Genomic DNA, 13,925 nt, shown 5'->3' on the forward strand with positions numbered 1-13,925 from the left:
AGGGGGCGGCGCATCGGCGGGCAGCATCGCAGCGGCTGGCCGCTTGTTCCTTGATGCAGCGCAAGCTCCGCGGCGGCTGATCGCTCAGCCGGCGAGGCCCGGCCCCGGGCCGGTACTATTTGGCATATGCCCATCGCCCTCGATCTCGCTCGGTGGCCGCGCCGCGCCGCCTTTGACCATTTCAGCCGCCTCGCCCATCCCTATTTCAGCGTCTGCGCCCGCGTCGACGTGACTGCGCTGGCCGCGCGGCTGCGGCGCCATCCGGGCGCGACCTGGTTCCTCGCCTACCACCATGCGGCGCTGGTGGCCGCCAATGCGCTGCCCGAGTTCCGCTATCGCCTGCAGGACGGCCAGGTGCTCGAACATGAGCGCATCGACGGCAGCACGACCTTGCTGCGCGCCGACGAGAGCTTCGCCATCGTGACCCTGCCTTACGAGCCGGATTTCGGCCGCTTCGTCGAGCGCGCGCTCCCGGCACTGGCGGCGGCCAGGGTGCCGGCGCCGGGCCTGGGCGAGCTGTCCGAGCAGCCGGCGCTCCTGCACATGACGACCATCCCCTGGCTGGACTTCACGAGCTTCGCCCACGCGCGCGACGGCGGCGGGCGCGACTCGGTGCCCAAGCTCGCCTTCGGCAAGATGGTGGCCGGCGCGGACGGGCGGCGCACGATGGCGCTGGCCGTCGAGGTCCACCATGCGCTGATGGACGGCCTGCACGTCGGCCGCTTCTACGCCGAGCTGGACAAGGCAATCAGCGCAGGGTGACGACGACCGGCGCGTGGTCGCTGGGCCGCTCGTTCTTGCGCGGCAGCTTGTCGATCACGCAGGCCTCGACCTCGCCCTTCAGCGCCGGGCTGACCAGGATGTGGTCGATGCGCAGGCCCTGGTTCTTGCGGAAGGCCAAGTTCCGGTAGTCCCACCAGCTCCAGCTCTTCTCCGGCTGCTCGAAGAGCCGGAAGGCATCGACGAAGCCGAGTTCCAAGAGGCCCTGGAAATGCGCGCGCTCCTGCGGCGTGCAATGGATCTGGCCGGCCCAGGCGACCGGATCGTAGACGTCGCGGTCCTCGGGCGCGATATTGAAGTCGCCCATCAGCACGACCTTCTCATGCGCCTTCAGCTCCTCGGCCATCCAGGCGCGCAGCCCGTCCAGCCAGCCCATCTTGTAGACGAACTTCTCGCTGTCCGGCGCCTGGCCATTGGGGAAATAGGCGCCGATCACGCGCACGCCGGCCACCGTGCCGGCGATCACGCGCGCCTGCTCGTCCGCATAGCCGACGATGTTCTTGACCACGTCCTGCGCCGGTTGCTTGCTCAGCAGGGCCACGCCGTTATAGGTCTTCTGGCCGAACCACTGCACCTGGTAGCCGGCCGCGCCGATCTCCAAGGTCGGGAACTTGTCGTCGGTCAGCTTGGTTTCCTGCAGCACGATCGCGTCGACCGGATTGGCGGCCAGCCAGTCCAGCAATTGCGGCAGGCGCACGGCCAGTGAGTTGACATTCCAGGTGGCAAGGCGCATCGGTATTTCTCTCTCGCGGATCGGTGGTTCTTGTTCGATGCCGCGATCGTACCGAAGACCTGGCGCTCAGCCGGATTCCTTGTATGGGTCGTAATCGCTCAATGACCGCGGATCGTTCGCCGGTGCCTCGCTGGCGCGCCGGCGCTGCGCCAGCTCCCAGCCATGGCGGGCTGCCGGGCGGGCGCGGTCCCAGGGCAGGGCGCTGCCGGCCTCGGCCCAGGAGCGCGCGAGGCTGTCCTCGTCCCAGTCGCCGCTGCCGGCTGCGTCGCCGATGCGGTAGGCCGGCTCCAGCGCCTCGTAGGCGGCGCCGCCCGGCGGCAGGCCGGCGTGATGCGCGCGCCAGGCGCCGTCGTCAGCAACCGTTTCGCCGGCGCCGGTCTCGGCGCGGCCACCGGCCAGGCCGCCGAGCACCGCGCCGGCCACCGCGCCGAAGGCGCTGCCGACCGGCCCGGCCGCCAGGCCGCCGATCGCGCCGGCCGCCGCCCCGGCCACCGCACCGGCGGCGGCGCCCACCGGGTTGCCGCCCAGACTGCGTTCGGTCGCGCCGATCGCGCCGCCGCCGCGGCGGCCGGCCTCGGCCGCATCCTTCAGCGCGCGGTTGTCCTCGGGCGCGTCGCCCGGTGGTGTGGAACTGTCCTTGCTGCTACTGAGGGGCTCGTTCATCGCAACCTCCATGTCTGCCCGGTAAAGGCAAGGTGCATGCCCAGGCACCTTGCTTGCCGCTGCAGCGCCGACGATCTCGGCACAGGAGCACGACCATGGACGATGACGACGACGACGCGGGCAAGCCGCCGGCCGCCAGCCCCGATCCGGCCCCGCCCGACAAGGGCGCGGAACGGCTCAAGGAACAGGTCGACGCCGCGGTCGAGAATGCCCGCGAGGGCTATGACCGGACGGTGCAGACGCCGATCCAGCAGCGGCCGGAGGCCGGAGAGCGGCGCGAGGACGGCGAGTCGGACCCGACCGGCACGCGGCGGCGCTGAGCGCTCCCGCTGGCCGGCGCTCCCGCCTCAGACGTGGAACCAGGCCAGCACGCCCAGCGCCACGCCGATGCCGCCGACGGCCAGGGTCGCGCCCTCCAGCCAGCGCTTCCGGGTCAGTAGGGTGATCGCGGCCAGCGCGATCGAGATCTGCAGGGCGGTGGTCGCCTGCGCCCAGCGGTGGTGCTGGTGCAGCTGCGCGTCGCTCTGGATGTCCCAGTCGGCGGATTCGGCCTCGAGCTTCTCGGCCTCGGCCTTGATCTCGTTCTTTTCCTTCTCGTAGCGCGCGATCTTGTCGCGGTACTTGGCCTTCTGCTCCTCGCTGGGCGCCAGGTCCAGGGCCAGCTCGGCCAGGTTCTGCTTGCTGCTCTTGGCCTGGAAGTAGTTCCAGCGATTGGCCGCCTCGGTCTTCTTGATCGCGGCGTTGTTCTTGTACAGGCCCGCATTGGCCTGGGTCGCGCCGCCCATATAGGCGAACATCGCGCCGACCGTGGCCAGCACCGCGGTGATCACCGCCAGCTGGCCGGCCAGGCCCTTGGGTTCATGCTGGGCCGCATGCTCGAGTTCATGGTCATGCGGACCGTGGACGTGGAAACCGCCTCCGGACATCGGGGACTCCTCAGGAATTGTTGCTGTTGCTGATGCGTTGGTAGCCGACGAAGGCGAAGCCCAGGCCCTCGGCGCTGGTCTTCGCCTCGCGGGCGATTTCGCGGAATGCCGCGCGGTCCCAGACCGGGAAGAAGGCGTCGGCACCGGGCGCCGGCGCATCGACCTCGGTCAGCTCGAGCCGGTCGGCGCGAGCCAGCGCCTGCGCATAGATCTGTGCGCCGCCGATCACGTCGACGATCGCGGCCCCGGCGCAGGCGGCCAGCGCCGCCTCCAGCGAGGTGAAGACCTCGGCGCCGTCGAGGACCAGGTCCTGCTGGCGACTCAGCACGATATTGCGCCGACCCGGCAGCGGCCGGAACTTCGCCGGCAGCGAGTCCCAGGTCTTGCGGCCCATCAGGACCGGATGCCCGAGGGTCAGCGCCTTGAAGCGCGCCATGTCCTCGGGCAGGCGCCAGAGCAGCTCGTTGCCGCGTCCGATCGCGCCGTCGCGCGCCACATTGGCGATCAGCCTGACGATGCTCATGCCGCCGCTCAGACCGCCACCGGCGCCTTGATCGGGGGATGGTGCTCGTAGCCGAGCACCTCGAAGTCCTCGTACTCGTAGTCGAAGATCGAGGCCGGGCGGCGCTTGATGTTCAGCTGCGGATAGGGCAGGGGCTGGCGTGCCAGCTGGGTCCGCACCTGCTCGAAATGGTTGCTGTAGATATGGCAGTCGCCGCCGGTCCAGATGAAGTCGCCGACCTCCAGATCGCATTGCTGGGCCAGCATATGGGTCAGCAATGCGTAGCTGGCGATATTGAAGGGCACGCCGAGGAAGATGTCGGCGCTGCGCTGGTAGAGCTGGCAGGACAGCCGCCCCTCGGCCACATAGAACTGGAAGAAGGCGTGGCAGGGCATCAGGGCCATCTTGCCGAGGTCGGCGACGTTCCAGGCGCTGACGATGATGCGGCGCGAATCGGGATTGGTCTTCAAGGTCTTCACGACCTCGGCGATCTGGTCGATGTGGCCGCCGTCCGGCGTCGGCCACGAGCGCCATTGCACGCCATAGACCGGGCCCAGTTCGCCGTCTTCGCGCGCCCACTCGTCCCAGATCGTGCAGCCGCGCTCCTGCAGCCACTTGACGTTCGAATCGCCGCGCAGGAACCAGAGCAGTTCCAGGATGATCGACTTCAGATGCACCTTCTTCGTCGTCACCAGCGGGAAGCCCTGGCGCAGATCGAAGCGCATCTGGTGGCCGAAGACCGAGCGGGTGCCGGTGCCGGTGCGGTCGCTCTTGGCAACGCCATGCTCGAACACATGGCGCATGAAGTCTTCGTATTGGGAGGGGGCGGAGGCGGTCATGCCGCCATTCTAGTTAGACCAGGGCCGCGATCGCCTCGCCCATCTCGGTCGTCGAGGCCTGGCCGCCGAGATCCCGGGTGCGCGGGCCTTCGACCAGCACGCGCTCGATCGCCTTCAGGATCGCGTCGTGGGCCGCGCGCTGGCCGAGGAAGTCCAGCATCAGCGCAGCAGACCAGATCATCGCGACCGGGTTGGCGATGTTCTGGCCGTAGATATCCGGGGCCGAGCCGTGCACCGGCTCGAACAGCGAGGGGAACTTACGCTCCGGGTTCAGATTGGCCGATGGCGCCAGGCCGATGGTGCCGGTCGTTGCCGGACCCAGGTCCGACAGGATGTCGCCGAACAGATTGCTCGCCACGACAACGTCGAAGCGGCCCGGCTGCAAGACGAAGCGGGCGCTCAGGATGTCGATGTGCTGCTTGTCGATGGTCACTTCGGGAAAGTCGGCGCCAACGGCATCGGCACGGCCGTCCCACCAGGGCATCGAGATCGCGATGCCATTGCTCTTGGTCGCGACGGTCAGGTGCTTGCGGGCACGGCTGTTGGCCAGCTCGAAGGCGTATTTCAGGACGCGATCGGCGCCGAAGCGCGACATCACCGTCTCCTGGATCACGATCTCGCGCTCGGTGCCGGCGTACATGACGCCGCCCAGATTCGTGTACTCGCCCTCGGTGTTCTCGCGCACAACGAAGTAGTCGATCTCGCCGGGCTTGCGGCCGGCCAAGGGGCAGGGTACGCCGTCGAACAGGCGCACCGGGCGCAGATTGATGTACTGGTCGAACTCGCGGCGGAACTTCAGCAGCGAGCCCCATAGCGAGACATGGTCGGGCACCGTCTGCGGCCAGCCGACGGCGCCGAACAGGATCGCGTCCATGCCGCTGAGCTGGGCCTTCCAGTCGTCCGGCATCATCTGGCCCTTGGCCAGGTAGTAGTCGCAGCTGGCCCATTCGATCTCGTGGAAGTCCAGCGCGAGGTCGAAACGCTGGGCGGCCGCCTTCAGCACGCGCAGGCCCTCGGGCATCACTTCCTTGCCGATGCCGTCGCCGGGGATCACGGCAATCTTCAGTGTCTTCTTGCTCATCGTGGTTCTCTTCTGTGTTCAGTAGGGGCCGCTGCGCGCGAGCGGGGCCGGGCCGAGTCCGAATTCTGCGGCGCGCTGGCGGACCGCCGTCGCCAAGAGGGTCACATCGATGCCGACGGCGACGAAGCGCGCACCGAGGGCCAGATAACGTCGCGCCGCGGCCACATCGCCGGTCAAGGTGCCGGCGGCCTTGCCGCTGGCCGAGATGCGTTTGATCGCATCCTCGATCGCCGCCTGCACCTCGGGGTGGTTCGGCTTGCCGCGATGGCCCATCGAGGCGGCCAGATCGGCCGGGCCGATGAAGACACCGTCGACGCCGTCGACATCGCAGATCGCCTCCAGGTTCTTCAGCGCCGTCACCGTCTCGGCCTGCACCAAGAGGCAGACCTCGTCGTTGGCGACGTCCACATAGTCGGCCCGCTCGCCCCAGCGAGAGACTCTGGCGATCGCGGCGCCGACGCCGCGGATGCCTTGCGGCGGATAACGCGTGGCGGCCACCAGCGCACGCGCCTGCTCGGCCGTGTCGACCATGGGCACCAGCAGCGTCTGGGCGCCGATGTCCAGCAGCTGCTTGATCCGGGCCGGATCGCCGTCGACGCTGCGCAGCACCGGCTGGCCGCGGTAGGGCGCCAGCGCCTGCAGCTGGGCCAGCATAGAACGCACATCGTTCGGCGCATGCTCACCGTCGATCAGCAGCCAGTCGAAACCGGCCGTCGCGCAGATCTCGGCGCTGTAGGGCTGGGCCATCGACAGCCAGAGACCGATCTGCGGCGCGCCGCGCGCCAGCGCGGCCTTGAAGGGGTTGCCGCTGTTCATGTCAATCCGCCCTGGCACAAGTACTTCGTGTGCATATAGTCATCCAGTCCGTAGCGCGAGCCTTCCCGACCATAGCCCGATTCCTTGACGCCGCCAAACGGCGCGGCCTCGGCCGCCAGCGCGCCCTCGTTGATGCCGACGATGCCGCATTCCAGCGCCTCGGCGACTCTCCAGACGCGCGCGATATCGCGCGAGTAGACGTAGGCGGCCAAGCCAAAGGGCGTGTCGTTGGCCAGGGCGATCACCTCGGCCTCGTCGGCAAAGCGGAACACCGGCACGACCGGGCCGAAGGTCTCCTCCTGCGCCAGGCGCATCGCCGGCGTCGCGCCGACCAGCACCGTCGGCGCGATGTAGTGCGGCCCGTCCTGCTCGCGCACGCGGCGCCCGCCAACGACCAGCTGCGCGCCATGGGCCAAGGCGTCGACGATGTGCTGCTCGATCTTCTCGACCGCGCGCGCATTGATCATCGGGCCGATCTGCGAAGCCGCCTCGCTGGCCGGGCCGACCTTCAAGGCGCCGACTCTTCGCGCCAGCTTCTCGACGAAGACATCGTGGATGGCGCGGTGGACGTAGACCCGGTTCGGGCAGACGCAGGTCTGGCCGCCGTTGCGGAACTTGCTCTGCATCAGGCCTTCGACGGCCGCGTCCAGATCAGCGTCCTCGAACACGATGAAGGGCGCGTTGCCGCCTAGCTCCAGCGACAGCTTCTTCAAGGTCGAGGCCGATTCGCGCGCCAGATGCTTGCCGACCGGGGTCGAGCCGGTGAACGTGATCTTGCGCACGCGTGGGTCGGCCAGCCAGGCGTCGACGACTTCGGGCGTGCGCTCGCGCGAGGCGGTGACGATGTTCAGCACGCCCGCCGGCAGGCCGGCCTCTTCGGCCAGGCGCACCAGGGCCAGCGAGGTCAAGGGCGTGTCCTCGGCCGGCTTGCAGACGACGGTGCAGCCGGCTGCCAGCGCCGGCGCGATCTTGCGGGCGATCATCGCGGCCGGGAAGTTCCAGGGCGTGATCGCGGCGACGACGCCGACCGACTCCTTGACGACGATCATCTTGCGGCCTGCCACCGGCGCCGGAATCACATCGCCGTAGGCGCGCGTCGCCTCCTCGGCAAACCATTCAACATAGCTGGCCGCATAGGCGACCTCGGCTATGCCCTCGGCCATGGGCTTGCCCTGCTCGCGCGAGATCAGCCGGCCCAGATCCTGCTGTTGTTCGAGGATCGCCGCATGCCAGCGGCGCAAGAGCCGCGCCCGCTCGCGCGCCGGCGTCGCGCGCCAGCCGGGCAGGGCGGCGGCAGCGGCATCGACGGCGGCGCGCGCCTCGGCCGGGCCGCTGTCGGGCACGGTGCCGATGCGGCTGCCGTCGGCAGGATTGCTGACTTCGAAGGCGCGGCCGTCGCCGCTGTCCTGCCAGCGCGCATTGATGAAGTTTTGCGAGCGCAGCAGCTCGCCTCGGCTCAGGGTGAGGGACGACATGGAGAGTGAGTCTTTCAGGTGACGATGCCCAACTGCCAGGGCACGAATTCGTTGTCGCCGAGGCCCAGCTCTTCGCTCTTGGTAGGCCGGCCCGAGGCCGCCTGCAGAATGGCCTCGAAGATTTCTTGGCCCAGCTCTTCGACCGTGGCCCGGCCATCGACGACGACGCCGCAGTTGATGTCCATGTCTTCCTGCAGGCGCTCGTACATGGCGGTGTTGCTGGCCAGCTTGAGCGAGGGCACCGGCTTGGCGCCGAACATCGAGCCGCGGCCGGTGGTGAAGCAGATGAGGTTGGCGCCGCTGGCGATCTGACCGGTGGCCGAGCAGGGGTCGAAGCCGGGCGAGTCCATGAAGACAAAGCCGCGCTCGGTGATCGGTTCGGCGTATTCGTAGACGGCGTTGAGCGGCGTCGTGCCGCCCTTCATCGCCGAGCCCAGGCTCTTCTCGAAGATATTGGCGATGCCGCCGGCCTGGTTGCCGGCGACGACGACGCCGTTCATCTGCCCGCTCTGGCCGCGCGAATAGTCCTTCCACCACTCGATGCGATCGAGCAGCTTCTGGCCGACGGCCGGGCTCACCGCGCGGCGGGTCAGCATGTCCTCGACGCCATAGATCTCGGGCGTTTCCGACAGCACGGCCGTGCCGCCATGGCGCACCAGGATGTCCATCGCGGCACCCAGCGCCGGATTGGCGCTGATGCTGGAGAAGCCGTCCGAGCCACCGCATTGCAGGCCGATCACCAGGTGTTTCGCGCTGACCGGCTGGCGCTGCACGTCGTTGGCCGCCGGCAGCAGCTTCTTCACCTCGGCAATGCCGGCCTCGATGGTGGCCCGCGTGCCGCCGCAGTTCTGCATATTGAAGGCGATCAGCTTCGGCCCGCGTTCCAGCCCCTGGCTGGCCAGCAGATCGGCGATCTGGTTGCGCTCGCAGCCCAGACCGACGATCAGCACGGCGGCCAGGTTCGGATGCCGCGCATAGCCGGCCAAGGTGCGGCGCAGCACATCGAAGCCGGCGCCCGGCGTGGACATGCCGCAGCCGCTGTTGTGGGTGAAGGCGACGACGCCGTCGACATGGGGGAATTCGGCCAGCCGCTCCGGCGTGAACCAGTCGGCGATGCGGCGCGAGACGGTGGCCGAGCAGTTCACCGAGGATAGGATGCCGATGTAGTTGCGCGTCGCGACACGGCCATCCGGCCGCACGATGCCCATGAAGCTGGCCTGCTGGTCTTCCGGCAGTAGCTCGACCGGCCGCACATCGGCGCAGAAGGCCGGGTCGCGGTCGAACTCCTCGAAGCGCAGATTGTGCGTGTGCACATGCTCGCCGGCCTCGATGTCGCGGGCGGCAAAGCCGATCACCGTGTTGTACTTGCGCACCTGCGCGCCGGCGGCGATCGCTTGCGCGGCGATCTTGTGGCCGGCCGCCACCTGGGCACGCACTCGCAGGCCCAGGTCCTCGATCTGCTGGCCCAGCGCGATCGGCTCGCGCGCGACCAGGATGTTGTCGTTCGCGTGCAGCCGGATCAGCGGCGAGGCGGTGATGGTGGCCATCGCGGATCAGCCCTTCGCAATGAGTTCTTTGAGCTTCAGACGCTCGATCAATTGCGTTTCCTTGCGGTAGGTCGCAGCCACATATTTCTCGTAGTCGGCGGCGTCCAGGTACATCAAGGGGGCGTCGATCTTGGCGCAGGCCGCCGCGAACTCCGGGCTGGCCGCGGCGACACGGAAGGCCTCGCGCAGCTTGGCGGCGACGGCCGGGTCCAGACCCTTGGGCGCGCCGATGCCGTTCGGCGCATCGACGACGACGTTGTAGCCGGCGTCCTTCAGGGTCGGCACGTCCTTGAATTCGGCCGTGCGCTGCTCACCCCAGGTGGCCAAGAGGCGCAGCTTGCCCGAGCGCACATGCGGCGCCCAGGAGCTCGAATCGGCCAGAGCGTCCACATGGTCGCCCAGCAGCGCCTGCAGCGCCTCGGAGCCGCCCTTGAAGGGGATGTGGTTCAGCTCGATGCCGGCGGCCAGCGCGAACTCCTCCATGCCCACATGGGTCGCACCGCCGACGCCGGCGCTGGCGTAGGTGATCTTGCCCGGCTGCGCCTTGGCCGCGGCGACGAAGTCCTTCAGCGTCTTCCAGGGCGCCGTGGCCGGCACGGCGATGCCGAAGGTCTGGCCCGAGACGCGGGCGATGTAGCTGAAGTCCTTCAGCGGATCGAGCTGCACCGAGCCCAGCTGCGAGAAGCGCGTCACCGAGATCGGGATCTGGCCGACCGTGTAGCCGTCCGGCTTGGCGCTGGCCAGCGCCTTGACACCCAGCATGCCCGAGGCGCCGGCGCGGTTCTCGACGACGATGGTCTGGCCCAGCGACTTCGAGGCGGCGGCGCACAGCGCGCGCATCGTGGTATCGGCCGTGCCGCCGGCCGGCCAGGGGCAGATGAAGGTGATCGGGCGCTCCGGGTAGCCGGCGGCCAGCGCGCGGCCCAGCGGGCTCAGCGTGGCGGCCAGACCGAGACCGCCGAGCAGCAGATGTCGGCGCTTCAGGTTCGAGATCGTCGTCGTCATGGGGCTTGTCTCCTGCCATGTAGGGATTCAGGTGCCGCCATTCTTGGATATCGCTTCATTACAATCCAATCATATTTTTGACTGTCTTCATTGCCGGGAGGTTATGTTGAGCGACACCGATCGCGTCCTGCGCTCGAACCTCAAGCTGCGCCATCTGCAGCTGCTGGTCGCGCTGGACGAGTTCCGCCACATCGGCCGGGCGGCCGAGTTCCTGTCGGTGACGCAGCCGGCCGTGTCCAAGACCCTGGCCGAGATCGAGCGCATGTTCGACCTGGCCCTGTTCAGCCGCTCGACCCGCGGCACCGAGCCGACGCCCTATGGCGCCAGCGTCGTGCGCTTCGCCCGCTCGGTGCTGGCCGACTACGACCGCACCCGCGACGAGATCGCCGCCGTGGCCAGCGGCGCGGCCGGCCGCACCCATGTCGGCGCGATGGTGGTGGCGATGCCGGGCCTCTTGAGCGACGCGATCGCGCGGCTGAAGGCGCAATCGGCGCAAACCTCGGTGCTGGTCGAGGAGGGCGACCTGACCCGCTTGCTGCCGCGCCTGCGCGTCGGCGAACTGGACCTGATCGTCGGCCGGCTGGAGCCCGGCTATGCGGCGCCGGACCTGGAGACCGAGGCGCTGTACGAGGAGGGCATGGCCATCGTCGTGCGGCCCGAGCATCCGCTGCGCCGGCTCGAGAAGCCGCCCGGCTGGGCCGAGCTCGCCGGGCAGGCCTGGGTCGTGCCGCCGCCCTGGGCGTCCTCACGGATCAAGCTGAACCAGATGTTCTACCAGCACGGCCTGAACCCGCCGGTCGACCTGATCGAGACGGCGTCTTTCCTGGCCACGCTGTGCGCCGTTCGCGAACGCGGCTGCGTCGGCTTCGTCGCCAGCCAGGTCGCCAGGCACTTCGAGCGCGAGGGCCTGCTGGCCACGCTGGACGTCGAGGTACCGATCGCGCTGCCGCCTGTCGGGATCATCACGATGAGGGGGCGGATGCGCACGCCGGCCAGCGAGCAGTTGATCGCCTGCCTGCGAGACGCGGTGGACGGCCTGGGGGCGCGGCCCTGAGGCAGGGGCGCGCGTGCCGCCCTAGCGCTCGACGGCGACGATATGCGCCTGGATCTTCCCCTCGACGGCACCCTGGCCGAAGCGCCGGCCGATCTCTGCCGCGGCGGCCGCCGTGGCCTCCGACAAGCGCGAAGGCGCCCGGGTCTCGATCTCGGTCCTGAGCAGCGTTCCCTGGCAGTAGGCGATGGCCGGAATATTGGGCGAAGCGGCGCGGCTCGTTGCCGCCAGCGTGCTGATCATGGCCGGGCGCACGAAGCCGCCCGCGGCCAGGTCTTCGGCAATCGCCGTGGTGTCGCCGTAGCCATGCGGGACGCGGGCCATGAAGCGGGGCGGATCGGAAGGAAACATCTGCTGCAGCGCGAAGGTGACCGCGTCGGCGAACTCGTTGTGCTCGATCCGGTCCCAGGCATTGAAGACGAACGCGCCGCCGGGGCGCAGGACGCGTCGGGCTTCGGAGAAGGCCCGGGGCTTGTCCGGAAAGAACATCACGCCGAACTGGCAGACGACGAGATCGAAGCTTTGGTCGGCAAAGGGCAGCTGCGTCGCGTCGGCCTGGCGCCATTGGACGGGGCGGCTCGTGCCGACCTCGATGGCCCGGTCGAGCATGGCCTGGTTCAGATCGGTCGCGACGATCCCCACCTCGGGCGCCAGCGCGCGTGCCAGCTGCCGGGTGACGACGCCCGTGCCCGCGGCGATCTCCAGCAGCTTGGATGGCCGCCGGCTCGCCACCCTGGCGGCCAGATCGGCCGCATAGGGCTCGAAGATCAGCGGGACCATGTACTCGTCGTAGAGCTGCGGAATCGAGCCCGTGAACAGACGATCCTGATCGGATGCCGACATCGCACCTCCGGCTTGCTGGCGCCCGCCCGCTTGCTCGCTCGCTCGCCCGTTCACTCGCGGCGGCGCACGGCCCACCATACCACCGGGCGCGAACGCCGCCGCGCATTCAGCCGCAGACGCTCTTCGTGTGGCGGAACAGGTTCTCCGGGTCATAGCGCCGCTTTAGCGCCGCCAGCCGGTCCAGGGTGGCGCGGCCGTAGGCCGCCTCGATGCGGTCCGCGCCTTCCTCCTCGGTCAGGAAGTTGATGTAGGTGCCGCCGGTCGAGCAGGCGCGGGTGGCCTCGAAGCAGTCGCGCGCCCAGCGGATATTGATTTCGTCGTCCTCCGGCTTTTCCCAGGAGCCGGTGATGTTCAGCACATAGGCGGCGTCGCGGTTGCCGGCCGGCGAATGCTCCGCCGGCAGATCGCCTAATGCGCCCTGGATCTGGAACATCAGGATGGCCGAATGCGGCGAGCGGATGCGGGCCGCATGCGCGACGGCGGTGTCGATCATCTCGGGCCCGATGCCGGGCAGGTAATGCGACTTCCAGTAGTAGCGCCGGCCCTTGGGCTGGGTCGCGTCGAGCAGGCTCTGCATCTGCACATAGGGCCGGCGCGTCACGATGTCGGCAAGCGGGCGGCCGGTCGCTCGCAGCGGCGCCAGCAGCGCCTCGCCGTCCTCGATCTTGCCGCTGTGGCAGACGAAGATCGCGACGATGGGCTGGCCGTGCACCTCCTTGGGCAGCCAGGGCGCCGGCGGCGCGATGCGCAGCACGGCCACGCTGGTCAGCTCGCGCGGCGCCTCAGCGCTGAATTTGCGGTAGGCCTCGAGCACCTCTTTCGCGTCCTTGCCCTGCCAGGCGATCGCGCCGCCGAGGATCTCGGGGCCGACCGGATACAGCCGGTATTCGAAGGAGGTGACGATGCCGAAATTGCCGCTGCCGCCGCGCAGCGCCCAGAACAGCTCGGCGTTCTGCTCGGCCGAGGCCTGCACGACGCTGCCGTCGGCGGTGACGACCTCCATCGAGATCAGGTTGTCGCAGGTCCAGCCATGGCGGCGCGTCAGATAGCCGAAACCGCCGCCGACGGTCAGGCCGGCGATGCCGGTGGCCGAGACGAAGCCCAGCACGGCGGCCAAGCCGTGCAGCTGCGTCTCGCGGTCGACGTCGCCCAGGGTGCAGCCGGCCTGGGCGCGAGCCCTGCGGCCGGTGGGATCGACCCAGACGCCGCGCAGCAGCGACATGTCGATCATCAGCCCGCCCTCGCAGACCGACAGGCCGGCGATGTTGTGCCCGCCGCCGCGCACCGAGCACAGCAGGCGGTGCTGGCGCGCGAAGCGCACCGCCTGCACGACGTCGGCCGTGCCGCTGCAGCGCGCGATCAGGCCCGGGCGGCGATCGATCATCGCGTTCCAGATCTTGCGCACCTCCTCATAGGCCGGGTCCTCCGGCGCCAGCACCGGCCCCTTGAAGGCGGTCCGGAAGGCCTGCAGCGCCTCCGGCGGGAGTTCGACCGTGCCGCCGTCCATCTGCGCCAACTTGATGTTTGCCATGAAGGGCCTCCGATGAATGATTGAATGAATGGAAGGAAGAACCGGTGGGGATCGGGTTTGCGATCTCGGCGAAAGCATGCAGTGACAAGGCGCTCGCCGCCAGTCCAGAATCTGAAGCGTTTGGGCTTGGGGG

At 69.1% G+C, this 13,925-nt stretch carries 15 protein-coding genes; 3 read left to right on the forward strand and 12 right to left on the reverse strand.

Annotated features, from left to right (window positions below):
- Positions 1 to 126 precede the first annotated feature (126 nt).
- On the forward strand, positions 127 to 762 hold the full coding sequence (locus QWJ38_RS09855; protein WP_290358873.1) for a CatA-like O-acetyltransferase: 636 nt from the start codon (positions 127 to 129) through the stop codon (positions 760 to 762).
- Here the strand turns inward: QWJ38_RS09855 and xth are convergent.
- Positions 749 to 1,513, reverse strand: coding sequence for an exodeoxyribonuclease III (xth, locus tag QWJ38_RS09860; protein ID WP_290358874.1), 765 nt, complete (start codon positions 1,511 to 1,513; stop codon positions 749 to 751). The genes QWJ38_RS09855 and xth overlap by 14 nt on opposite strands.
- Before the next feature lie 66 nt (positions 1,514 to 1,579).
- Complete coding sequence (locus QWJ38_RS09865; RefSeq protein WP_290358875.1) at positions 1,580 to 2,176, reverse strand: hypothetical protein; 597 nt, start codon at positions 2,174 to 2,176, stop codon at positions 1,580 to 1,582.
- 95 nt (positions 2,177 to 2,271) lie between these two features.
- Between QWJ38_RS09865 and QWJ38_RS09870 the strand changes: the two genes are divergently transcribed.
- The gene (locus tag QWJ38_RS09870; protein ID WP_290358876.1) at positions 2,272 to 2,496 is read left to right on the forward strand and encodes a hypothetical protein; all 225 of its coding nucleotides are present in this window, start codon (positions 2,272 to 2,274) and stop codon (positions 2,494 to 2,496) included.
- Between the two features lie 27 nt (positions 2,497 to 2,523).
- On the opposite strand, the gene QWJ38_RS09875 is transcribed toward QWJ38_RS09870, so the two are convergent.
- The 8 genes from QWJ38_RS09875 to QWJ38_RS09910 are packed head-to-tail and all read right to left on the reverse strand — an operon-like array spanning position 2,524 to position 10,367.
- Positions 2,524 to 3,102, reverse strand: a complete 579-nt coding sequence (locus tag QWJ38_RS09875) for a DUF4337 domain-containing protein (RefSeq protein ID WP_290358877.1) — start codon at positions 3,100 to 3,102, stop codon at positions 2,524 to 2,526.
- Positions 3,103 to 3,112: 10 nt separating this feature from the next.
- Positions 3,113 to 3,625: a dihydrofolate reductase gene (locus QWJ38_RS09880; protein ID WP_290358878.1), complete on the reverse strand. Its 513-nt coding sequence runs from the start codon at positions 3,623 to 3,625 to the stop codon at positions 3,113 to 3,115.
- Between the two features lie 8 nt (positions 3,626 to 3,633).
- The gene (locus tag QWJ38_RS09885) at positions 3,634 to 4,443 is read right to left on the reverse strand and encodes a thymidylate synthase (RefSeq protein WP_290358879.1); all 810 of its coding nucleotides are present in this window, start codon (positions 4,441 to 4,443) and stop codon (positions 3,634 to 3,636) included.
- Positions 4,444 to 4,456: 13 nt separating this feature from the next.
- Positions 4,457 to 5,524, reverse strand: coding sequence for a tartrate dehydrogenase (locus QWJ38_RS09890; protein ID WP_290358880.1), 1,068 nt, complete (start codon positions 5,522 to 5,524; stop codon positions 4,457 to 4,459).
- A gap of 18 nt (positions 5,525 to 5,542) precedes the next feature.
- The gene (gene hpaI / locus QWJ38_RS09895) at positions 5,543 to 6,340 is read right to left on the reverse strand and encodes a 4-hydroxy-2-oxoheptanedioate aldolase (RefSeq protein WP_290358881.1); all 798 of its coding nucleotides are present in this window, start codon (positions 6,338 to 6,340) and stop codon (positions 5,543 to 5,545) included.
- Positions 6,337 to 7,815 (reverse strand): NAD-dependent succinate-semialdehyde dehydrogenase, encoded by a 1,479-nt coding sequence (locus QWJ38_RS09900; RefSeq protein WP_290358882.1) that lies wholly within the window; start codon positions 7,813 to 7,815, stop codon positions 6,337 to 6,339. Before QWJ38_RS09900 ends, hpaI begins: the two co-directional genes overlap by 4 nt.
- A 14-nt stretch (positions 7,816 to 7,829) precedes the next feature.
- Positions 7,830 to 9,362 carry a UxaA family hydrolase gene (locus QWJ38_RS09905; protein WP_290358883.1) on the reverse strand — a complete coding sequence of 511 codons (1,533 nt, stop codon included), beginning with the start codon at positions 9,360 to 9,362 and terminating at the stop codon, positions 7,830 to 7,832.
- Positions 9,363 to 9,368: 6 nt separating this feature from the next.
- The gene (locus tag QWJ38_RS09910; RefSeq protein ID WP_290358884.1) at positions 9,369 to 10,367 is read right to left on the reverse strand and encodes a tripartite tricarboxylate transporter substrate binding protein; all 999 of its coding nucleotides are present in this window, start codon (positions 10,365 to 10,367) and stop codon (positions 9,369 to 9,371) included.
- Between the two features lie 106 nt (positions 10,368 to 10,473).
- Between QWJ38_RS09910 and QWJ38_RS09915 the strand changes: the two genes are divergently transcribed.
- A complete protein-coding gene (locus QWJ38_RS09915) occupies positions 10,474 to 11,421 on the forward strand; it encodes a LysR substrate-binding domain-containing protein (RefSeq protein ID WP_290358885.1) in 948 nt (315 codons plus the stop codon).
- Between the two features lie 21 nt (positions 11,422 to 11,442).
- On the opposite strand, the gene QWJ38_RS09920 is transcribed toward QWJ38_RS09915, so the two are convergent.
- The gene (locus QWJ38_RS09920) at positions 11,443 to 12,261 is read right to left on the reverse strand and encodes a class I SAM-dependent methyltransferase (protein WP_290358991.1); all 819 of its coding nucleotides are present in this window, start codon (positions 12,259 to 12,261) and stop codon (positions 11,443 to 11,445) included.
- Positions 12,262 to 12,367: 106 nt separating this feature from the next.
- The gene (locus QWJ38_RS09925) at positions 12,368 to 13,792 is read right to left on the reverse strand and encodes an FAD-binding oxidoreductase (RefSeq protein WP_290358886.1); all 1,425 of its coding nucleotides are present in this window, start codon (positions 13,790 to 13,792) and stop codon (positions 12,368 to 12,370) included.
- Positions 13,793 to 13,925 lie beyond the last annotated feature (133 nt).

This window comes from Roseateles violae, assembly GCF_030410485.1.
GTDB lineage: Bacteria > Pseudomonadota > Gammaproteobacteria > Burkholderiales > Burkholderiaceae_C > Roseateles_D > Roseateles_D violae.